17 protein-coding genes are annotated in these 20324 nt (G+C 71.5%); 11 read left to right on the forward strand and 6 right to left on the reverse strand.

The genetic code is table 11. The annotated features are described in order from the left end of the window. Positions 1-15: 15 nt before the first annotated feature. Positions 16-630, reverse strand: coding sequence for a hypothetical protein (locus BM085_RS10420; RefSeq protein WP_093886784.1), 615 nt, complete (start codon positions 628-630; stop codon positions 16-18). 178 nt (positions 631-808) lie between these two features. Next, positions 809-1786, reverse strand: a complete 978-nt coding sequence (dapD, locus tag BM085_RS10425; protein WP_177245037.1) for a 2,3,4,5-tetrahydropyridine-2,6-dicarboxylate N-succinyltransferase — start codon at positions 1784-1786, stop codon at positions 809-811. Between the two features lie 94 nt (positions 1787-1880). On the opposite strand from dapD, the gene BM085_RS10430 reads away from it, so the two are divergent. Both BM085_RS10430 and thrS read left to right on the forward strand, forming a co-directional pair. Continuing rightward, complete coding sequence (locus BM085_RS10430) at positions 1881-2498, forward strand: glycoside hydrolase family 25 protein (protein WP_177245038.1); 618 nt, start codon at positions 1881-1883, stop codon at positions 2496-2498. Between the two features lie 57 nt (positions 2499-2555). Next, positions 2556-4535 (forward strand): threonine--tRNA ligase, encoded by a 1980-nt coding sequence (gene thrS, locus BM085_RS10435; RefSeq protein ID WP_093886786.1) that lies wholly within the window; start codon positions 2556-2558, stop codon positions 4533-4535. A gap of 215 nt (positions 4536-4750) precedes the next feature. Here the strand turns inward: thrS and BM085_RS10440 are convergent, their stop codons facing one another. After that, the gene (locus BM085_RS10440; protein ID WP_093886787.1) at positions 4751-5362 is read right to left on the reverse strand and encodes an Asp23/Gls24 family envelope stress response protein; all 612 of its coding nucleotides are present in this window, start codon (positions 5360-5362) and stop codon (positions 4751-4753) included. Positions 5363-5513: 151 nt separating this feature from the next. Here BM085_RS10440 and BM085_RS10445 point away from each other — a divergent pair, with 151 nt between their 5' ends. Continuing rightward, a complete protein-coding gene (locus BM085_RS10445) occupies positions 5514-6065 on the forward strand; it encodes an HIT family protein (RefSeq protein WP_231509822.1) in 552 nt (183 codons plus the stop codon). On the opposite strand, the gene BM085_RS10450 is transcribed toward BM085_RS10445, so the two are convergent. From BM085_RS10450 to BM085_RS10460, 3 genes are all read right to left on the reverse strand, one after another. Continuing rightward, entirely contained in the window at positions 6008-8125 is a 2118-nt protein-coding gene (locus BM085_RS10450; protein ID WP_093886788.1) for a hypothetical protein, read from the reverse strand. The genes BM085_RS10445 and BM085_RS10450 overlap by 58 nt on opposite strands. A 254-nt stretch (positions 8126-8379) precedes the next feature. Further along, positions 8380-9972 (reverse strand): glycoside hydrolase family 10-like protein, encoded by a 1593-nt coding sequence (locus BM085_RS10455; RefSeq protein ID WP_093886789.1) that lies wholly within the window; start codon positions 9970-9972, stop codon positions 8380-8382. A gap of 128 nt (positions 9973-10100) precedes the next feature. Continuing rightward, positions 10101-12233 carry an elongation factor G-like protein EF-G2 gene (locus BM085_RS10460; RefSeq protein WP_093886790.1) on the reverse strand — a complete coding sequence of 711 codons (2133 nt, stop codon included), beginning with the start codon at positions 12231-12233 and terminating at the stop codon, positions 10101-10103. Between the two features lie 196 nt (positions 12234-12429). Here BM085_RS10460 and pgsA point away from each other — a divergent pair, with 196 nt between their 5' ends. The 8 genes from pgsA to BM085_RS10500 all read left to right on the forward strand — a co-directional run bounded on the left by pgsA (position 12430) and on the right by BM085_RS10500 (position 20270). Next, the gene (gene pgsA / locus BM085_RS10465) at positions 12430-13047 is read left to right on the forward strand and encodes a phosphatidylinositol phosphate synthase (protein ID WP_093886870.1); all 618 of its coding nucleotides are present in this window, start codon (positions 12430-12432) and stop codon (positions 13045-13047) included. Positions 13048-13058: 11 nt separating this feature from the next. Next, complete coding sequence (locus BM085_RS10470) at positions 13059-13973, forward strand: phosphatidylinositol mannoside acyltransferase (protein WP_093886791.1); 915 nt, start codon at positions 13059-13061, stop codon at positions 13971-13973. Positions 13974-14064: 91 nt separating this feature from the next. After that, positions 14065-15192 carry a glycosyltransferase family 4 protein gene (locus BM085_RS10475; protein WP_093886792.1) on the forward strand — a complete coding sequence of 376 codons (1128 nt, stop codon included), beginning with the start codon at positions 14065-14067 and terminating at the stop codon, positions 15190-15192. Next, positions 15189-15728, forward strand: a complete 540-nt coding sequence (locus BM085_RS10480) for a hypothetical protein (RefSeq protein WP_031165685.1) — start codon at positions 15189-15191, stop codon at positions 15726-15728. The genes BM085_RS10475 and BM085_RS10480 overlap by 4 nt, the downstream gene beginning before the upstream one ends. A gap of 118 nt (positions 15729-15846) precedes the next feature. Continuing rightward, on the forward strand, positions 15847-16860 hold the full coding sequence (locus BM085_RS10485) for a DUF3048 domain-containing protein (protein ID WP_093886793.1): 1014 nt from the start codon (positions 15847-15849) through the stop codon (positions 16858-16860). A gap of 179 nt (positions 16861-17039) precedes the next feature. Beyond that, positions 17040-17954: a pyridoxal 5'-phosphate synthase lyase subunit PdxS gene (gene pdxS / locus BM085_RS10490; RefSeq protein ID WP_012892587.1), complete on the forward strand. Its 915-nt coding sequence runs from the start codon at positions 17040-17042 to the stop codon at positions 17952-17954. Positions 17955-18081: 127 nt separating this feature from the next. After that, entirely contained in the window at positions 18082-19773 is a 1692-nt protein-coding gene (locus tag BM085_RS10495) for an alkaline phosphatase D family protein (protein WP_093886794.1), read from the forward strand. A gap of 80 nt (positions 19774-19853) precedes the next feature. Beyond that, entirely contained in the window at positions 19854-20270 is a 417-nt protein-coding gene (locus BM085_RS10500) for a MarR family winged helix-turn-helix transcriptional regulator (protein WP_086566906.1), read from the forward strand. Positions 20271-20324 lie beyond the last annotated feature (54 nt).

Consider the following 20324-nt stretch of genomic DNA (forward strand, 5'->3'; position numbering starts at 1 on the left):
CCCCCCGCGGGCGGATCAGAGGCCGAAGCCGCTCAGGGCCGCCCAGGCCGAGCCGGCGCCGACGACGGCCCCGGCGGCGACCTGGGCGGGAGTGTGGTGCCTGAGTCGCACCCTGGCCCAGCACACCGTCGCCACGATCAGCATGCCCGCCACGAGGGTCGGTGCGGCGGGCAGCACCTCGGCCAGCACCACCACGGTGCCCGCCGACACCGCCGCGTGGAAGGAGATCTTCCACCTGAGGGTGATCGGGACCGTCAGCGCGAGCGCGGCCAGCATCGCGGTCACCGTGGCGACCAGCAGCCGGGGCGCGCCCAGGGAGGCCAGCAGCACCAGCGTGACGAGCACCGCCATGACCGCCACCAGCAGCGGCCTCGTCCGGCTCGCCCGGTCGACCAGGTGATGGGAGTCCAGCCGCCCCGAGCGCACGCCGGCCAGGATCACCCCGGCGGGGATCCCGCCGCACAGCGCCGAGGCCACCAGCCCCCAGCCGGCGCCGTGCCAGCCGTCCGCCACCAGCCCCACGGCCGGAGGAAGCACGATGACCAGCACCTGGGGCGCGAACAGTCCGGTGACCCACCGCGCGAGCGCCGTCGGGCCCTTCTCGCCGCGCGCCGCGTCCCGACCGGTCAAGCCACTCCCATCGCCGCAGGGTCCGTGGCACAAGCCTGTCAGATGCGCGGCTCCGAGACGAACTTCCGGAAGCCGTCGATCCCGGCGGGTTGCGGCGGCTGCCCCTCGACGCCGGGCCGCGGGGAGGGGCCGTTCACCGGACGGCCCCTCCCGGCGGCCCGCGCCGGTCCGGGCGGGCTCAGTCGTTGGCGTGCAGGGCGCTGTTGAGCTCCACCCCGGTGCCCCGGCGGGGCACGACCTCGACGGCGCCGGAGGTGGAGTTGCGGCGGAACAGCAGGCCGGAGGTGCCGGAGAGCTCGGCTGCCTTGACGGTCCGGCCGTCGGGGAGGGCCACCTTGGTCCCGGCGGTGACGTAGAGGCCGGCCTCCACGACGCAGTCGTCGCCGAGGGAGATGCCGACGCCGCTGTTGGCGCCCAGCAGGCAGCGGTCGCCGATGGAGATGACCTGCTTGCCGCCGCCGGAGAGGGTGCCCATGATCGAGGCGCCGCCGCCCACGTCGGAGCCGTCGCCCACCACCACGCCCGCCGAGATGCGCCCCTCGACCATGGAGGCGCCGAGCGTGCCGGCGTTGAAGTTGACGAAGCCCTCGTGCATCACGGTCGTGCCGGCGGCCAGGTGCGCGCCGAGGCGGACGCGGTCGGCCTCGGCGATCCGGACGCCGGAGGGCACCACGTAGTCGACCATCCGGGGGAACTTGTCCACGCCGTAGACGGTCACCTGGCCGCGGGCCCGCAGGCGCAGCCGTACCGACTCGAAGCCCTCGACCGGGCACGGGCCGTAGTTGGTCCACACCACGTTGCTCAGCACGCCGAACAGGCCGTCCAGGCTCTGCCCGTGCGGCTGGACGAGACGGGCCGACAGCAGATGGAGGCGGAGGTAGGCGTCGTGGGCGTCGGCGGGAGCCTCCGAGAGCTTGGCGATCCCGGTCTGGACCGCGACCACCTCCACCCCGCGGTCCTCGTCCGGGCCGAGCAGCGCGGCGACCGCGGAGCCGAGCGCCTCTACGGCCTCCTCCGGGGTCAGCCGCCTGGTGCCCGGAGCGGAGGGCTCACCCAGTCGCGGGGAGGGGAACCAGGTGTCGAGCACCGTCCCGTCCGGGGTGATGGTCGCGATGCCGGCACCGTGGGCGCCTGATGTCTGTGCTGCTGCGTTCACGCCGACCAAGCCTAGTCAAAGCCGCTGCAATGGCAGTACGCCGAGGGAGAGTTGGACATGTGCGCGTGTCGCCGGAGTCATTAGCGTGGCCGCCATGTTGCGTGGCATCGATGTGTCGAACTGGCAGGGCGCCGTCGACTGGGACCACCATGCCGACAACGGGGTCTCCTTCGCCTTCGCCAAGGCGACCGAGGGAAGCACCTTCACCGACAAGTGGTTCGGCAGGAACTGGACCGGCATGCGGGAGAGCTGGATGGTCTGCGGGGCCTACCACTTCGCCCGCCCCGCCGGCGACCCGGAGACGCAGGCGGGGCACTTCCTGCGGGCCGTGCAACGGGCGGGCGGCATGCGCCGCGGCGACCTGCTCGCCCTCGACCTGGAGACCAACGACCACCTGCCCGCCCGCCGGGTGGCCGGCTTCGCCCGCCGATGGTGCCAGGCGGTCGTCGACCAGGCCGGGGTGCGTCCGGTGATCTACACCTTCCTGACGTTCGCGCTGAACGGCAACTGCGCCGGGCTGGAGGGATACCCTCTCTGGATCGCCGCGCCCGACGACCCGCGAGGCAGGCCGGACGTGCCGGGGCCGTGGGACAGGTGGACCATCCACCAGCACTCCCACATCCCCGTGGATCGCAACGTCTTCCGGGGCACCCGGGCCGATCTCACCTCGCTGGGCTACCGCCGGCGCCGCAATGTCCGAGATATCCTGTAGCGGACACCGGTAGCATCGACGGCAGACCTCAATATCGCCGTCTCTCAGGGAGTCACCGTGTCCGCCGTGCCAGAACTTCGTATCACCCTCGCCGGAGCCGAGCGTGTGGTGGCGGAGGGCACGACGTACGGCGAAGCGCTCCAGGCCGACGGCCGCTCCGTGGTCGCCGCCCGCGCGAACGGCGAGCTGAGGGACCTGGCGGCCCCCGTCGCCGAGGGGGACCAGGTCGAGCCGGTCGCGGTCGACAGCCCCGACGGCCGGGCGATCGTGCGCCACTCCACCGCGCACGTCATGGCCCAGGCCGTCCAGGAGCTGTTCCCGGAGGCGAAGCTGGGCATCGGCCCGCCGGTCGACAACGGCTTCTACTACGACTTCGACGTCAAGAACCCGTTCACCCCCGAGGATCTCAAGCGTGTCGAGAAGCGCATGCGCGAGATCGTCAAGCAGGGGCAGATCTTCTCCCGCCGGCCCGTCTCCGACGAGGAGGCGCAGGAGGAGTTGGCGGCCGAGCCGTACAAGCTGGAGCTCATCGGCCTCAAGGGCGGCGCCGGCGCGCAGGAGGACGGGGCCGACGTCGAGGTGGGCGGCGCCGAGCTGACCATCTACGACAACCTCGACCCGAAGACCGGCGACCTGTGCTGGAAGGACCTGTGCCGCGGCCCGCACGTGCCGACCACCCGGTCCATCCCGGCCTTCAAGCTGATGCGCTCCGGCGGCGCCTACTGGCGAGGCAGCGAGAAGAACCCGCAGCTCCAGCGGATCTACGGCACCGCCTGGGAGTCGCGCGACAAGCAGGACGAATACCTCCACCTGCTGGAGGAGGCCGAGAAGCGCGACCACCGCAGGCTGGGCGCCGAGCTGGACCTGTTCAGCTTCCCGTCCGAGCTGGGCAGCGGCCTGCCGGTCTTCCATCCCAAGGGCGGGATCATCCGCAAGGAGATGGAAGACTACATGCGCAGGCGGCAGGGCGAGGCGGGTTACGAGTTCGTCAACACCCCGCACATCACCAAGTCGCAGCTGTTCGAGACCTCCGGTCACCTGCCGTGGTACGCCGAGGACATGTTCCCCCCCTTCGAGCTGGAGGGGGTCGAATACCGCGTCAAGCCGATGAACTGCCCGATGCACAACCTGATCTTCCGGGCGCGCGGGCGGTCCTACCGTGAGCTGCCGCTGCGGCTGTGCGAGTTCGGCTCCGTCTACCGCTACGAGAAGTCGGGCGTCGTCCACGGCCTGACCCGGGTGCGCGGCATGACGCAGGACGACTCGCACATCTACTGCACCCGGGAGCAGATGGTCGGTGAGATCAAGAGTCTGCTCACCTTCGTGCTCAGCGTGCTGCGCGACTTCGGCCTGTCGGAGTTCTACCTGGAGCTGTCCACCCGCGACGACTCCGACAAGTTCATCGGTGATCCGGCCGACTGGGACGAGGCCACCGAGGCGCTGCGCCAGACGGCCGTGGAGTCGGGGCTCGAACTGGTCGACGACCCGGGCGGCGCGGCCTTCTACGGCCCCAAGATCTCGGTGCAGGCCAAGGACGCGATCGGCCGTACCTGGCAGCTGTCCACCATCCAGCTCGACCTCAACCAGCCCAAGCGGTTCGAGCTCGAGTACCAGGCCGCCGACGGCAGCCGGCAGACGCCCGTCATGATCCACCGGGCGCTGTTCGGCTCGATCGAACGCTTCCTCGGCGTCCTCACCGAGCACTACGCCGGCGCCTTCCCCCCCTGGCTCGCCCCGGTCCAGGTCGTCGGCATCCCGATCGCCGAGGCCCACGCGCCCTACCTGCAGGACCTGGCCAAGAAGGCCCGCGAGCGGGGCATCCGGATCGAGGTGGACGCCTCCGACGACCGGATGCAGAAGAAGATCCGCAACGCGCAGAAGTCCAAGGTGCCGTTCATGCTCCTGGCGGGCGACGAGGACATCGCCAACGGCGCTGTCTCCTTCCGTTTCCGCAACGGCGAGCAGAAGAACGGCGTGCCGGTCGACGAGGCGATCAACGAGATCGCCGACGCGATCGAGCGTCGCATCCAGGTCTGACCCGGACCGGACCGGTCTGGTCTGATCTGTCAGTCTGATCTGTCACGGGAAGTACGGCGGGCGGCCGTGGCCGCCCGCCGTACCGCTGTCCGGAGGTCCGCTCCGGGGCGGGCGGGCTCCACGGGGGTGGTCCGCCGTACGCCCGGCTGAGGCCGCCGCCGGCCCGCCGGGGCCCTGAGCACGGCGGCCCGCCGTGCCGGACGGCCCGGGCTCTGTCAGGGCTCGGCGGGCGCCTCCGGGTGGTCCTCGCCGGGCAGGCGCACGTCGTCCACGTTGACGTTGACCTCGACGACCCGCATGCCCAGCATCCGGCTGACCGTGCGGGCCACGTTCGTCTTGACCTCGTTGGCCACGTCCATGACCACATGGCCGTACTCCGCCACGATCGCCACGTCCACCGCGACCGTACGCTCCTGGACGTGGGCGCTCACGCCCCGGGGGCCGCGTCTGGCCCCGGCTCCGGCGCGCTCGCGGATCGACTCCACCGCGTCCGTGAGACCCGAGCCCAGGTCGGCGACGCCGGCCACCTCGAGTGCGGCGAGGGCGGAGACCTTCTCCACGACCTCGTCGGCCACCTTGATCCGTCCCTTGACCACGGCCGCGGCGACCGGCTCGGCGACCGGCTCCGGGTCGGCCACGGAGGCCACAGGGGCCATGGAGGCCACAGGGGCCACCGGGGGCGCCGGGGGCACGGAGGGGATGGTGATGGGAGGCGTGGAGGGGATGGAGGAGGTGGACAGGCTCAGGGAGAACGGGCGGGCGGCGGTGGTCGTTTCAGCGGGAGAGTCGGTCTCCTCGGTGATGTCCTCGACGGAGACGTCGGTCATGGGGTGCTCCTCGGCTGTTGGTGGTCACGCTCGCTGGGATTCTGCCGGAAATCTGCACCATTTGTTCGCCGCGGCGGTCCGTGGGGCATCCCGGGCACTCCGCCGGGAGTCGCCAAACCGAACAAATCCACTTGGCAATATGCTGATCGCCATGAGCGAAGAGCCAGAGACGCAGCAGGGAGCAGGGACGCCGGACGCGTTCGAAAGACTCTGGACTCCTCACCGGATGGCCTACATCAAGGGGACGAACAAGCCGACGGGGCCGGGCCCGGACGACGGCTGCCCCTTCTGCGAGATCCCCGCGATGAGCGACGAGGACGGGTTGATCATCGCCCGGGGCCGCTCGGTCTTCGCGGTGCTCAACCTCTACCCGTACAACTCCGGCCACCTGATGGTCTGCCCCTACCGGCACGTCGCGGACTACGCCGAGCTCGACGACGGCGAGACCGCCGAGCTCGCCGACTTCACCAAGCGGGCACTGGCCGCCCTGCGCAAGGCCAGCGGCGCGCAGGGCTTCAACGTGGGAATGAACCTCGGCGGTGTGGCGGGCGCGGGCATCGCCGCCCACCTGCACCAGCATGTGGTGCCCCGCTGGGGCGGCGACACCAACTTCATGCCGGTGGTCGGCCACACCAGGGTGCTGCCTCAGCTGCTCCGCGACACCAGGGAACTGCTCGCCGGCTCCTGGCCCGCGTCGCCGTAGCGGCCCGCGCCGTCACGGAGGACCTTGACGCCCACCGACAGCGTGAGCGGCACCCCCAGGGCGAGCGCCATGGACAGCACGGCCGCGCCCGAGTCGTTGACCAGCATGCCCACGACCCCGCTGACCAGGGTGCCGATCAGGCCGGCCCGCAGCGCGGGGGAGTGGCCGAACGCGGCCGGGAGGACCCCGGCGCTGGCCGCCCCCGGCCGCAGCAGCGCGTAGACCAGGAACGCGACCGCGGCGATCACGATCGGCATCAGGTTGGGGCTGAGCAGCGTGCCCAGCATCGCCCCCAGCTTGCGGCCGATCACCTCCATCGCCTCACCGGTGAACACCTGGCCGACGAAGCGGCCCAGATGTGACTGGGAGCCCGGCGGGCGCAGGTAATCGAGGTAGGCGATGGCCATCACGATGACGCCGCCCGCCACGCAGAACGCGCCCAGCTTGACCACCGAGACCCGCCTGCCCGCGATCAGCAGGGCGGTTACCGCGATGCCCGGCACGAAGGCGATCACCCCGCCGAAGTCGCTGCCCACCCCCGGCCAGCCGCCCATGATCATCGCCGAGCACCCCAGCACCGCCACGACGGCGACCCCCGCGGTCCTGCGGCCCCGGTCCGCCAGCCGGTGCGCGATCGCGGTGGTCAGCAGCAGCACCGAGGTGGCGAACAGCGCGAACGGGATGTTGCCCAGACCGGAGTAGCGGGCGCCGACCACGGCGGTGTATCCCATCACGCTGTTGAACTGCAGGGTCGTGCCCGTCAGCAGGTCACCGGCGAGCACCGCCCCGGTGACCCCCGTCACGACGGCCAGCGGCCCGAGCGGATCGTGCCGCCAGGGGCCGGCCAGCGCCACCGCGGACAGCAGGAGCGTCACCCCGGCGATCCCGCCGACCAGGGCGAGCACCGGTGCCGCGCTGTGGTGCCAGGGGAGAAGGTTGACCAGGTAGGTCGACACGGGGACGGACGCGAGCGCCAGCGCGGCCACGCGGATCCCGCCGAGCCCGCGCGAGCGGCGCATCAGCAGGAACGCGGTGAGGTAGAAGAGCACCTGGAGCGCGGCGACGGTGGTGAAGAAGATCCCGCCCACGTTCCTGATCGTCTGCCCGGCCACGTCGGCGTTCACCAGCGCGGTCCGCGCCGCCTCCGTGCCGCCGGTACGGCTCCCGCCCGCCTGCCAGGGCACCCCGACCACGGTCGCCGGGGTGGGGATGCCCGTCACCGCGAGCATCGTGGCGGTGATGTCCGGCAGGATCGAGACGTCCTCGCGGTGAGTGGAGGCCGCCCCCAGGAACCGGCCCGAGACGTCCGCGGCGCGCATCATGGTCGCGCGCAGGTGCGGGACGCTCCCGTGGTCGGCCAGGCCGGCCAGCAGCACGGTGGTGTCCTGGGGCAGGGCGGCCAGCACCGCCCCCGCCCCGGCGTCGGCCCGCCGCAGCGCCGCCGCCCGCTGCGGCGGGGTGAGGCTCTCCTCCACGGCGGGCAGCCGCCCGTCCGCCACGTAGGGCCTGATCAGGTCGTCCACGTCCACGGCGATCACCCGGCACTCGGTGAGCGCGCCGGGGCCGATCCGCGCGGGGGAGGGGGCGTAGCGGTCCACCTTCCCCGTCCGGTCGGCCAGCGCCAGCGCCGCGCCGGGACCGACCGCGGAGGTGCACTCCCCGGCGGCGTGCACGGCCTCGCCGAGCGTCCCGGCGTTCTTCTGCCGGGCGACCCGGTGCAGGTAGGCGTAGTCGGGGATGACCGCGCCGGCCGTGCCGGGGACGGGCTCCGGCGGGAGGCCGCAGGCGTAGCCGACCGCGGACCTGACCCCGGCGGAGACCGTCAGCCACCCGTCGTAGGGGCACGTCACCCGGCCGACCGCGCGCACCGACAGCGAGCCGACCGCGCTCTGCCCGGCCAGCCGCCACAGGTTGGGCGTGCTCTCGGGGCTGAGATCGCTCCACTGCAGGCCGGGAACCCCGATCAGCGCCACCCGCCCGCCCGCGGGCGCGGCGGCCTGCGCCGCCGTCGGCCACAGAACGCTCAGGACCAGCGCTAACGCGGCAAGCGTCTGCCTCACCGGTGACCTCCCCGACCTCGCCAAATGCTGGCACCGTAGGGGAACATTGTCCCCCCGTCCAGCGGATCCGTTGATCGGCTTGCGTGTCGGGTGGGGCGGCACACCGCCCCCGGGATCCGGCGGGTCCAAGGGGATACAGGTGTCGGCTCAGGTCAGCGCCGCCTCCGGGACCCGGCGGGTCCGGAGGGGGACAGGCGCCGGCTCAGGTCAGCGGTGCCCCCGGGCCCGGCGGGCCCAAGGGGGCAGGCGCCGGCTCAGGGCGCGGCCTTGGCGGGGGCGCTCTCGTTGTGCAGGCGGTCCAGGGAGCTGACGAGGTAGGCGCCGCCGCCCGAGACGGGGAAGGACTGCCGGTCGCCGCCCGCCGCGGGGACGACCGCGACGAGGTTGCGGGCATCGGCGGTGGCGCACTCGCCGACCTTGCCGGAGGGGATCTGGTAGACCGCGTAGGAGGCGGCGCCGGGAGAGCCCTTCCAGCTGAGCGCCGTGCCCTGGATCCTCACCTCGGCGGGCTGGGCGGGCGCCCGGCCGCCGAGGTCCTTCATCAGGGGCAGCAGCGCGGGGTGGGAGTAGTGGTTCTTGACGATCAGGTCCAGCACGCCCAGCGGGTTGGTCAGCAGCTGCTTGGCGTTGAAGTAGACGTCACCCTTGACCTGCTTGTGCTTGCGGTTCTTGGTGAGGTGTGAGGGCAGCTCGCCGGGCCTGGTCCAGGCGGGGGTGTCGGTGCTGCCGACCCGGTAGAGGGCCTGCCCGATGTAGAGGTGCACGTCGGTGCCCTTGACCTCCTTCGCCCACCACGGCATCAGCACGTCGTAGTCGGCGGCCTTGAAACCGCTCGGCCAGTAGAGCTGCGGCGCGACGTAGTCGACCGTGCCCTTGCGGATCCAGTGGCGGGCGTCGGCGTAGATGGAGTCGTAGGCCGACATGCCCGCGGTGGCCGAGCCGGTGGGGTCCTCGGACTTGTTGCGCCAGATCCCGAACGGGCTGATGCCGAACTTCACGTGCTGCTTCGTGCCGTGCACGGCCTTGTCGACCTGCGCGATCAGCTTGTCGACGTTGGCGCGGCGCCAGTCGGCCAGCTTCTCGCCCTTGCCGTACTTCTTGAAGGCGGCGCCGTCGGCGAACTGCGCGCCCCCGCCCGGGTAGGGGTAGAAGTAGTCGTCGAAGTGGACTCCGTCGACGTCGTAGCGCTTGACCACGTCCGTGATGACCGAGGTGACGTGGTCGCGGACCGCGGGCAGGCCCGGGTTGTAGTAGACCAGGCCCTCGTGCTTGACGATCCACTCGGGGTGGACCCGGGCCGGATGGTCGGCCGGAAGCTTGCTCACGTCGCCGTCGTAGGCGGCGCGGTAGGGGTTGAACCAGGCGTGGAACTCCAGCCCGCGTTTGTGGGCCTCGGCGACCAGGAAGGGCAGCGGGTCCCAGCCCGGGTCCTTGCCGGCCGTACCGGTCAGAAACTTCGACCAGGGTTCCATCGACGACTTGTAGAAGGCGTCGGAGGCGGGCCGGACCTGGACGAACACCGCGTTGAGCCGGCGCTTGACCGCGTTGTCGAGGATCCTGACGTATTCGGCCTGCTGCTTGGCGGCGGAGAGGCCGGTCCGCGAGGGCCAGTCGATGTTCTTCACCGTGGCGATCCAGACGCCGCGCAGCTGCCGCTTGGGATACCTCGCGTCGGTGGTGCACGAGGCCGTCTGGGAGGCCGCGGTCGTCTCGGAGGTGGTGGCGCCGGGCGCGCGCTTGAGGGCCGTGGGCTTGGTCACCTGGGCATCCGGGCCGAAGGCGTAGGCGGCGCCGGTGGTGACGACGGCGAGGGCGGCGGCGAGGAGCAAAGGGCGTCCGGTTCGCATGGTTCCTCAGTGTGGCATCGGGACCGGCGTGCTTTGGCCGGAAAAAAGAAATCGTTTCGTGACGTCACCGTTACGTGGGGAACTTTTTGGGAGGCGCGAGCCGGATGGTTCACGCCTCCCCGGGGCGATCAACCGGCGACCTTGCCCACCAGGTGGGCCGGGAGCGGTTCATAACGCAGGAAGGTGCGCTGGAACGTCCCCGTGCCGTGTGACATCGATCTCAGATCGATGGCGTAGCGGGTGATCTCCAGCTCGGGCACCTCGGCCCGGACGAGGGTACGGCCGATGCCGACCTGCTCGGTGCCGAGGACCCGGCCACGGCGGGTGGACAGGTCGGACATCACGGCGCCGACGTGGTCGTCGGAGACCAGCACGGCCACCTCGTCGACCGGTTCCAGCAGCAGGGTCGGCACCTTGGCCGCGGCCTCCTTCAGCGCGAGCGCCCCGGCGATCTGGAAGGCCATGTCGGAGGAGTCGACCGAGTGGGCCTTGCCGTCGTACAGCGTCACCCGCACGTCCACCATGGGATAGCCGGCCACCACGCCGCGCTGCATCTGGTTGCGGACGCCCTTCTCCACCGAGGGGATGAACTGGCGCGGGACCACGCCGCCGACGATCTTGTCCACGAACTCGAAGCCCTCGCCGGAGGGCAGGGGCTCGACCTCCAGGTGGCAGATGGCGAACTGCCCGTGACCGCCGGTCTGTTTGACGTTGCGTCCCAGCGCCTGGCACCGGCCGCCGAAGGTCTCCCGGAGCGGGACCCGCAGCTCGATCTTCTCCACCTCGACGCCGTGCCGCTTGCTCAGCCGGTCCAGCAGCACGTCGGCGTGGGCCTCGCCCATGCACCACAGCACGAGCTGCCGGGTCTCGGCGTTGTTCTCCAGCCGGAGCGTGGGATCCTCGGCGACCAGCCGCTGCAGCGCCTGGCCCAGCTTGTCGTCGTCCGCCTTGGACCTGGCCTGGATCGCCACCGGCAGCAGCGGTTCGGGCATCGTCCAGGAGGTCATCAGCAGCGGCCGGTCCTTGTCGGAGAGGGTGTCGCCGGTCTCCGCGCGCGACAGCTTGGCCACCGCGACGATGTCGCCGGCCACGCATTTGCCGGTCGTGCGCTGGTGCCTGCCCAGGGGCGAGGACAGCGCGCCGATGCGCTCGTCCACGTCGTGGTCCTCGTGGCCGCGGTCGGCCATGCCGTGTCCCGAGACGTGCACGGTCATGTCCGGGCGCAGCGTTCCGGAGAACACCCGCACCAGGCTGATCCGGCCCACGTAGGGGTCGCTGGTGGTCTTGACGACCTCGGCCACCAGCGGTCCGTCGGGGTCGCAGGCGATGCCGGCGACCGGCGTGCCGTCGATCTCGGTGATCTCCGGCATCGGGTGCTCCAGGGGGGAGGGGAAGCCCTGGGTGATGAGTTCGAGGACCTCCGTCGCGCCCACGCCGGTCCCGGTGGCGAGCACCGGGTAGAAGCCGCCGCGCGCGACCGCCTTCTCCAGGTCGTCGATGAGGACCTTGGTGTCGATCTCCTCCCCGGAGAGGTAACGGTCCATCAGGGACTCGTCCTCGCTCTCCTGGATGATCCCCTCGATCAGGGCGCCGCGGTACTGCTCGATCTGGTCCTCGTAGGAGGACCCCGGGGCGTTCTCGGTCCGGGTGCCGGTGGCGTAGTTGTAGAACTTCTGGGTCAGCAGCCCGATCAGGCCGTTCATCCGGCCGTTGGTGACCACCGGCAGGTACAGCGGGGCCACTCCCTCGCCGAAGAGGTCCTGGCAGGCGGTGAGGGCCTCCTCGAAGTCGGCCCGCTGGTGGTCGATCTTCGTGATCACGACCGCCCGCGGCATCCCGACCGTCGCGCACTCCTCCCACAGCATCCGGGTCAGGCCGTCCACGCCCTCGGACGCCGAGACCACGAACAGCGCCGCGTCGGCCGCGCGCAGCCCGGCGCGCAGGTCGCCGACGAAGTCGGCGTAGCCGGGGGTGTCCAGCAGGTTGATCTTGATGTCGTTGTGGACCACGGGGGCGACGGTCAGGTTCACCGAGCGCTGCTGGCGCACCTCGACCTCGTCGAAGTCGCTGACCGTGGTGCCGTCCTCGACCCGGCCGGGCCGCTGGACGGTCCGGGTGGCGGCCAGGAGCGCCTCCACGAGCGTCGTCTTCCCCGCACCGGAATGGCCGACCAGCACGACATTCCTCACCATGTCCGGCCGGTCGGCCGCAGGCGCCCTCCCCGCGGCTCCCGCTGCCCCGCCGGTTGCCTTCTCTGCCACGTCGCCTCCCGCGTCGTTGCCGGAGCGCGGCCAGGTGCGGCCACACCCTCGGGTCCGCTGCCGCGTCCGCACACTGCGAGGACGCGGTCTGTTCACCAAATACCCATGTGGCGAATATCACAAGAGCTCCGGGCCAATCCGCTTGCGGAGCGTTGGATGCACGCTCACATGCGGATTGGCCTACGATCAGAGCGCGATGCTGAAACTTCTGCGCCCCGCCGTAACCCGAGTCTTGACCCCCCTGGGCAGGGCGCTCGCCCGCCGAGGGATCAGCCCCAACGTGGTCACCGCGGTCGGCACGCTCGGCACCGTCGCCGCGGCCCTCTTCTTCTACCCCCGTGGAGAGTTGTTCCCCGGCACGGTGGTGATCACGTTTTTCGTGCTGGCGGACCTTCTCGACGGGGTCATGGCCAGGATGGTCGGGCAGGGAAGCCTCTGGGGCGCCTTCCTCGACTCCACCCTCGACCGGGTGGGCGACGCCGGGATCTTCTCCGGGCTGGCGATCTGGTTCGTGGTGAGCGACCAGCGGGTGCTGGCCGGGGTCGCGCTGTTCTGCCTCGTGGCGGGCGCGGTGGTGTCCTACGTCAAGGCCAGGGCCGAGGGGCTGGGCATGACGTGCGACGTCGGCCTCGCGGAACGGCCCGAGCGCCTGGTCGTCGGCCTGGTCTCCGCCGGTCTCGGCGGCCTCGGCGTGCCCTACATCCTGGCCGCCGGGCTCTGGCTGCTCGCCGCCGCCAGCGCGGTCACCGTCGGCCAGCGCCTGCTGCACGTCCGCCGCCAGGCCGTCTCCGTCCCGCCCCGGACCCTCCGCTGATCGGGAGAGCGATGACCGACAAGCCGTCCTTGCAGGATCGTCTCGTCGCCGCCGGTTTCGGCGCCGGCTGGACGCTCGTGCCCCGCCTCCCCGAACGCCTCACCGCCTGGGCCTTCCGCAAGGCCGCCGACCGCCTCTGGAGGCGTCGCGGCGGTTCGGTGCGGCGGCTGGAGGCCAACCTCGCCCGGGTCAGGGGCACCTCACCGGACGACCCGGCGATCCGGGAGCTGAGCCGCGAGGGCATGCGCTCCTACTTCCGCTACTTCCACGAGGTGTTCCGGCTGCCCTCCATGCCCGCGGAGGAGATCCTCTCCCGGATGAAGGTCGTCGGCGACGAGCAGGTCTACGACAACCTGGCCAAGGGCCGCGGCGTGGTCCTGGCCCTGCCGCACATGGGCAACTGGGACCAGGCGGGCGCCTGGTTCGTCGCCAAGGGGCACCCGTTCACCACCGTCGCCGAGCGGCTCAGGCCCGAGTCGCTCTTCCACCGCTACACCGCCTTCCGCGAGGGACTGGGCATGGAGGTGCTGCCGCTCACCGGCGGGGAGAGCCACACCTTCGGCACCCTGGCGCAGCGGCTGCGGGCCGGCCGGCCGGTCGCCCTGCCCGCCGAGCGCGACCTGACCGCCAAGGGCGTCGAGGTGCAGTTCTTCGGCTCGGCCACGCGCATGCCCGCCGGTCCCGGCCTGCTGGCGGTGCACACCGGAGCCGCGCTGATCCCGGCGATCCTCTACTTCGAGGGGCGCGACTGGGGTCTGCAGTTCCACCAGGAGATCGCGGTCCCCACCGAGGGCACCCGGAAGGAGAAGGTGGCCGCCGTCATGCAGGACCTGGCCACGGTCTTCGAGAAGGGCATCACCGAGCACCCGGAAGACTGGCACATGCTCCAGCGGCTCTGGCTCGAGGATCTGGAGCCCCGCGGATGAGGAGACGCGGCCGGGCCCGGCATGGTGAGCGGAGGGGGGAGCACGACGGAGCGGGCTCTCCGCGAGGCGGACGAGGGGCGGTGGGAGAGCAATGAGGATCGGCATCGTCTGTCCCTACATGTGGGACGTGCCGGGCGGCGTGCAGGTGCACATCCGCGACCTCGCCGAGGCGCTGATGGAGGACGGTCACCAGGTTCAGGTGATCGCGCCGGCGGGCGACGACGCGTCGCTGCCGCCGTACGTGACCTCGGTCGGCCGCGCGGTCCCCGTCCCCTTCAACGGGTCGGTGGCCAGGATGTCGTTCGGGTTCCTGTCGGCCAACCGGGTGCGCCGCTGGGTGCGCGAGGGCCGCTTCGACGTGCTGCACGTGCACGAACCGTTCATCCCCTCGGTGGGCCTGCTCGCCTGCTGGGTGGCCAGGGGGCCGATCGTGGGCACCTTCCACGCCTCCTACGGCCGTTCCCGCGCGTTCTCGGTCGCGTCGCCCGTGATCACGAGCGCGCTGGAGAAGATCACCGCCCGGATCGCGGTGTCGGACGCGGCCAGGAAGACCCTGGTCGAGTTCATCGGCGGCGACGCCGTGCTCATCCCGAACGGGGTGACGGTCAGCCGCTACAGCGAGGCCGAGCCGCTGCCGGGCTGGGACGAGGGCGAGGTGATCGGCTTCCTCGGCCGGATGGACGAGCCCCGCAAGGGCCTGCCGGTGCTGCTGGAGGCGTTCACCCTGCTGGCGGCCGAGCGGCCCGGGCTGCGCCTGCTCATCGCCGGGCCCGGCGACGCCGGTGAGGTGCTGGAGAAGGTCCCGGCCCGCTTCCATGACAGGATCGGCCTGCTCGGCATGGTCAGCGAGGAGGACAAGGTCCGCGCCTACCACTCGGTGGACGTGTTCTGCGCGCCCAACCTGGGCGGCGAGAGCTTCGGCATCGTGCTCACCGAGGCGATGTCGGCCGGTGCCGCGATCCTGGCCAGCGACATCCCGGCCTTCCGCAAGGTGCTCGACGACGGTCAGGCCGGGGCGCTGTTCGAGACCGGCGACGCCGGGTCGCTCGCCCGCGAGGCCGCCGCCCTGCTCGACGACCCCGATCGCCGGGCCAAGCTGTCGCAGGAGGCCCGCCAGGCCGTCCGGAAGTACGACTGGTCCACGGTCGCCCGCGACGTCCTGCGCGTCTACGAGACCGTGGCCAGCACGGCCGGGGTGGAGGAGGACGACACGCCGTGACCACCACGCTGATCCTGGTGGTGGGCGCGATCGTGCTGCTCACCGCCGTCTACATCTCCTGGCGGGCGGGCCGGCTGGACCGGCTCCACATCCGGCTGGAGCTGGCCCGCGAGTCCCTGGACGCCGCCCTGGTGCGGCGGACCGCCGTCTGCCTGGAGCTGGCGGCGTCCCGCGTCCTGGACCCGGCCACGAGCCTGGTGCTGGCCGCGGCGGCCCACGAGGCCCGTACGGCGGGGCCCGAGGAGCGCGAGCACGCCGAGAGCGACCTGTCGCGCACCCTGCGGGCGGTGGTCGACCAGGAGCGCTTCCGCGACCGAGTGGCCGCCACCCCGGCGGGCACCGACCTGCTGGAGGAACTCGGCGCCGCGGTGGCCAAGGTGCTCTACTCGCGCCGCTTCTACAACAACGCGGTCGGCGTGACCCGCGCGGCCCAGCGCCGCTGGCTCGCGCGCACGTTGCGACTGGCCGGGCACACGGAGTATCCGGATTTCTTCGAGATCGACGACACGCCCCCGCAGGCCCTCGCCGCCGAATAGGGCGCGCAGGCAGCGAGATATCGGTCAGGTGAATAGGACGCACACAAAGGGGGGAATCCGGTAAGTCGGGCACAGGTAAGCTCTTGGGCGTTTCATGGCCGATTTGAGGAGATGAGCCGTGCGGGTGCCCCGGATGATCGCCGTCACGCTGGCGGGAGTCGCCGTCCTGGCTCCGGCCGCGGCCTGTTCCTCCGATGAACCGGCCCCGGGGAAGAACCCGCAGGCGGCCACCGCCCCGCCCGCGGACGCGACCCCGACCCCCGAGCCGACCCATCCCTTCACCGGGCTCCCCGGAGCCGCCCGCAGGGCCGTGCTCGCGGCGAAGATCGAGAACACCTCGGCCGGCAAGCCGCAGCTCGGCCTCAAAAGCGCCGACATCGTCTATGTCGAGCAGGTCGAGGCGGGCCTGACGCGCCTGATGGCGATCTTCTCCTCGAAGATCCCGCCCAAGATCGGCCCGGTCCGCAGCGCCCGGATCTCCGACCTGCACATCGTGCCGCAGTTCGGCAAGCCCGCCTTCGCCTACTCGGGCGCGCAGACCAAGATGCTTCCCATCATCGCGCAGTCGTCGCTGTTCGACGTCTCCGACAGCCGGGCGCCGGGCGCCTACTTCCGCCAGCCGGGCCGTTACGCGCCCTACAACCTGTTCGCCAACACCAGGGAGCTGCTGGCTCAGGCGCCCAAGGCGACCAGGGCCAAGGACGTCGGCTTCACCTTCGGCGACGCCCCCGAGGGGGGCGTGCCCAAGAAGATGTTCAGCGTGAAATACCCCGCCGCCCGCTTCACCTTCGGCTGGTCGGAGGCCGCCGGAAAGTGGCTGATCTGGCAGGACGGCGAGAAGGACATGGCGGCCGAGGGCGGCCAGCTCGGCGCGCCGACGATCGTCGTGCAGTACACCAAGACCGAGCGCTCGGAGTTCCACGACAAGAACCAGAGCTACACGCCTCTGGTGCACAGCACCGGCAAGGGCAGCGCGATCGTGCTCCGCGACGGCAAGGCCTTCAAGGCCAAGTGGTCACGTGAGACGGAGGAGGACGGCACCGTCTTCACCACCGAGGCGGGCGAGCCGATGAACTTCGCCCCCGGGCAGGTGTGGGTCGTCCTGGCCGCCCGCAAGCCCGTCATCCCCTGATCTCCGGGCCCGGCTGCCCTCCCGGCCGCGCCGCGCCCTACATGATGTCCAAGAAGATCGCCCTTACGCGACAAGTTGTCGTGTAAGGGGACAGGCGGATCAGCGCCTACCATGGAGACGTGGTGGCCGTCCCTGCGGACGGCCCATGTTCCGCAACCAGCCGTCGTGAGGTAGAGACCGTGTCCAGCAGCACGCCCGAAGTCACCGAGACCGCCGTCACCGGAACCGCCCGGGTGAAGCGCGGCATGGCAGAGATGCTCAAGGGCGGCGTCATCATGGACGTCGTCAACGCCGAGCAGGCCAAGATCGCCGAGGACGCCGGAGCCGTCGCCGTCATGGCGCTCGAGCGGGTCCCCGCCGACATCCGCGCCCAGGGTGGCGTCTCCCGGATGAGCGACCCCGACATGATCGACGGCATCATCGCCGCCGTCTCGATCCCGGTCATGGCCAAGGCCCGCATCGGTCACTTCGTCGAGGCCCAGGTGCTCCAGTCGCTCGGCGTCGACTACGTCGACGAGTCCGAGGTGCTGACCCCCGCCGATTTCGCCAACCACATCGACAAGTGGCAGTTCACCGTGCCCTTCGTCTGTGGCGCGACCAACCTGGGCGAGGCGCTGCGCCGCATCACCGAGGGCGCGGCGATGATCCGCTCCAAGGGTGAGGCGGGCACCGGCGACGTCTCCAACGCCACCACCCACATGCGCAAGATCCGGGGTGAGCTCAAGCGCCTGTCCTCGCTGCCCGAGGACGAGCTGTTCGTCGCGGCCAAGGAGCTGCAGGCGCCGTACGAGCTGGTCGCCGAGGTCGCCAAGACCGGCAAGCTGCCGGTCGTGCTCTTCACCGCCGGCGGCATCGCCACCCCGGCCGACGCCGCGATGATGATGCAGCTCGGCGCCGAGGGCGTGTTCGTCGGGTCGGGCATCTTCAAGTCCGGCAACCCGGCCCAGCGTGCCGCCGCGATCGTCAAGGCCACCACGTTCTACGACGACCCGGACGTCATCGCCAAGGTCTCCCGCGGCCTGGGCGAGGCCATGGTCGGCATCAACGTCGACGACATCCCGGCCCCGCACCGCCTGGCCGAGCGCGGCTGGTAGGAATTTTCGGGAAAGGCGACATCCGTGAAGGATGTCGTCTTTTTCGTGTCCGGAGGAGTTCACTCCGCCGTCATGATCCTCCGCGAGGCTGACGGGCGTCCGTGCCCGATCATCCTGGGAGGCCCCCATGTCCCGGCTCACCCGACGTTCCTTCCTTGTCACCGGCATCGCGGCGGGAGCGGTGGCGGGCGTGCCCGCCGTCGCGAACGCCGACCCCGAGCCCGCCTCCGAGAGCGCCGCGTCCCTGGCCTCCCGCGGCCTGCGCGCCGATCCCTTCACCCTCGGTGTCGCCTCCGGGGACCCCGACTCCGACGGCTTCGTGATCTGGACCCGGCTGGCGCCCCAGCCCCTGGCCGAGGACGGCCTGGGCGGCATGCCCGACCGGCCCTTCCCGGTCCAGTGGCAGGTCTACGGCGACGCGGCCGGCCGCCGCGTCCTGCGGCGGGGCGTGGCCCTGGCGATGCCGGAGTGGGGGCACAGCGTCCACGTCGAGCTGGACGGGCTTCCCTCCGACCGGGAGTACTGGTACCGCTTCAAGGTGGGCCCCTACCTCTCGCCGACGGGCCGGGCCAGGACCGCCCCCCACGTGCTCTCCTACGGCTCCGGCCTGGCGATGGCGTTCGTCTCCTGCGCCCAGTACGAGCACGGCTACTTCACCGCCTACCGTCGGCTGGCCGAGGAGCACCCCGACCTGGTCCTGCACCTGGGCGACTACCAGTACGAGTACCGGCGCGACACCTACACCATCCCCGGCGGCAACATCCGCCACCACGAGGGGCCCGAGACCGAGAGCCTGGCGAACTACCGCCAGCGGCACGCCCAGTACAAGACCGACCCGGACCTGCAGGCGGCGCACGCCGCCGCCCCCTGGCTGGTCGTCTGGGACGACCACGAGCTGGACAACAACTGGGCCGACGAGGTGCCGGAGAAGCCGGAGGTGCCCCAGCCGAACTTCCTCGCCCGGCGCGAGGCGGCCTTCCGGGCGTACTACGAGAACATGCCCCTGCGCCGCGGGTCCATCCCGCGGGGCGTCGACATGCAGCTCTACCGGCGGGTCCGGTGGGGCAGGCTGGCCACCTTCCACATGCTCGACACCCGGCAGTACCGCAGCGACCAGGGCTGCGGCGACGGCTACCGCGACTGTCCGGCCGCGGTGGACCCCGCGCGCTCGATCACCGGGGACGCGCAGGAGCGCTGGCTGCTGGACGGTTTCCAGCACTCGCGGGCGCAGTGGGACATCCTCGGCCAGCAGGTCTTCTTCGCCCAGCGCGACAACAACGCCGGACCGGCCAAGATCACCAGCCAGGACGGCTGGGACGGCTACGTCGCCTCGCGGCAGCGGATCACCCAGGGCTGGCTGGACGCCGGGGTGCGCAATCCCGTCGTGCTCACCGGCGACGTGCACGCCCACTGGGCCAGCGACCTCAAACTCGACTACGACGACCCCACCACGCGCACGGTCGGCTCGGAGCTGGTCGCCTCCTCCATCACCACGGGCGGCGACGGACGCGACTCCGATCCGAAGACCCACCCCTACCTGACGATCAACCCGCACCTGCGGTTCTACAACAACCAGCGCGGCTACGTGGTCACCCGGATCGAGCGCGAGCTGCTCACCGCGGACTTCAAGGTGCTGCCGCAGGTCACCCAGGCGGGCGCGGCGGCGCACACCAAGGCGACCTTCGTGATCGAGGGCGGGGTCCCCGGCGTCCAGCAGACCTACCTGCGCCCGCTCGACCCGTCGGTCGGCAGGGCGCCCGAGGTGCCGGCGGCCGAGCGGATCCAGGAGACCGTGGACTGGGAGACCAGGCGTCCCTGACCGTTCCGGGGCGGCGTCCCGCGGGGCGCCGCCCCCTGTCCGGAATAATGGTTAGCCAGGCTAAGTTAGACTGACTAACTATGACGACGGATGATCTGGCGCAGAGCCTTTCGAGGGAGCTGCGGCACCTGGTGCTGCTGCTGCGCCGCGTGGCGGCCGGGCAGCCCATCACCAGCCAGCAGTACGCCGTGCTGGGCTCGCTGGAGAGCGGCCCCCGCCGGATGACCGGGCTGGCCGAGGAGCACGGAGTCCAGCTGCCCACCATGACCGTGCAGATCAACCGGCTGGAGGAGCCCGGCCTGGTGGCGCGCGGCACCGACCCGTCCGACGCCCGGGTCCGCACGGTCGAGCTCACCGAGGAGGGGCGCGCCCGCCTGGTAGCCGTCAGGCGTGCCCGCGTCGCCTACCTGACCGAGCAGTTGGAGGCGCTGACAGCCGAGGAGCGCGCCGCGATCGGCGCCGCGCTCCCGGCCCTCGCCAAGCTCGGCGACGTCTGACCCGCGGCCGCCGCTCCCGCCGCCGGCCGCGCCCCGCGAACCACCGCAGAAAAT

The sequence above is a fragment of the Streptosporangium canum genome (assembly GCF_900113865.1).
GTDB lineage: Bacteria > Actinomycetota > Actinomycetes > Streptosporangiales > Streptosporangiaceae > Streptosporangium > Streptosporangium canum.